Annotated in this window: 1 protein-coding gene; it reads right to left on the bottom strand. The window is 60.9% G+C overall.

Going from position 1 to position 1,379, the window contains the following annotated elements:
- Positions 1-251: 251 nt before the first annotated feature.
- Complete coding sequence (locus NKI08_RS34415; RefSeq protein WP_352618855.1) at positions 252-1,289, bottom strand: IS110 family RNA-guided transposase; 1,038 nt, start codon at positions 1,287-1,289, stop codon at positions 252-254.
- Positions 1,290-1,379 lie beyond the last annotated feature (90 nt).

Below are 1,379 nucleotides of genomic sequence, written 5' to 3'. Positions count from 1 at the left end.
CAAGCGCTTTCGAGCTTGCGGCTTCTCCGGCGTTTGACGTCTTTCGCGGGGCCTCGCTTCTCTACGGGATCGGCTTTAGCCCTCCCAGCATGGGATCAGGAGAATGAAGCGGCACAATCTGATTCGCGGCCTGATCGGCTGCAGTGAGCGACCGGTCCGAGTGCTTCAACGAACTCGCCTCATCCATCGTCCCGCGAAGGACGTGCTTCCGCCGGTGGCGGAACTTGTCTCTCTCCTTACGGCCTTTCCGGTCAGATAGCGGCTGGCGAGGCCTCCCGCGTCCAGCGGAATTCGGTGCCGTCCACCCACATGCGGTGCATGATGACCGCCAGCCGGCGGGCGAGTGCCACGATCGCTTTTCGCAGACCGCACCGCTTGGCGACATTCATCGCCCACGCCTTCAGCCATGACCACTTCTTGACGCGCGTTAGCATCACTTGGGCGGCTTCGTAGAGCAAGGTGCGCATCATCCCGTCGCCGCACAGCGAGACGCGACCGACGCGGTGACTTTCACCTGATTGGTTGAGCACCGGCGTCAGTCCCAGGATGAACCCCACCGTTTTGGAGTTTCTGAATCGCTGTGGAATGTCGATCGTCGCGGTATAAGCCAGCGCCACCACAGGACCAACGCCGGAGATCGTCATCAAGCGCCGACAGACCTCATCGTCCCGCACGATTCTCAGAAGTCTGCGATGTAGAACTGTAAACTGTTCTCGCAGCTTGCAGCGCGCCTCCAGCAGCGGCGTGACAATTTCGGCCAGTTCACAGCGTCCTTCGACGAGCTCGCGAATCCGATCCTCAAACTTGACGGTCCCGACGACGCCAACCTTGAGCCCAAAATTGCGCAACAGGCCGCGCAGGTCGTTCTCGATGGCGAGGGCCTTTTCCTGCAGCAGCTTGCGCGCCGTCAGCAGCGCGCGGCGCTTTTGGCTCGTCAGCGTCTTGACATGCACCGGGCGGAACAGGTTGACGCGCATCATCTGTGCGATGCCGCGCGCATCATTGCGATCCGTCTTGTTCGGCCGCGCCTTGAGGAATGCCTTGGTGTGTCGGGTCTCGATGCAGATTGCCGGCAAACCGGCCCTGGCCAGGCCTTCGAACAGCCATTGCGACAACGGTCCGGCCTCGAGCCCGATCCGCTCGATGCGCAAGGCGGGATCTTTCAGAACCGCGGTGAGGTCGTCGGGGTGGCTGACCACCTTGACCTCGCGGCAGATCTTGCCAGTTTCATCGACAATGCAAACGGCGGTCTCTTTTACCGAGATATCCAATCCGGCATAATGCTTCATGCTGCGTTTCCTTTCCTGATGCTTGTGGCTGTAGCTGCAGACCACGTTCTATCATCAGCTCGGAGCGCAGCACCTCCGTCCATCACCGTC

This window comes from Mesorhizobium sp. M0768 (assembly GCF_040320195.1).
GTDB lineage: Bacteria > Pseudomonadota > Alphaproteobacteria > Rhizobiales > Rhizobiaceae > Mesorhizobium.
The sequence above is the reverse complement of the archived record's forward strand: the minus strand, read 5'-3'. Positions and strand labels throughout refer to the sequence as shown.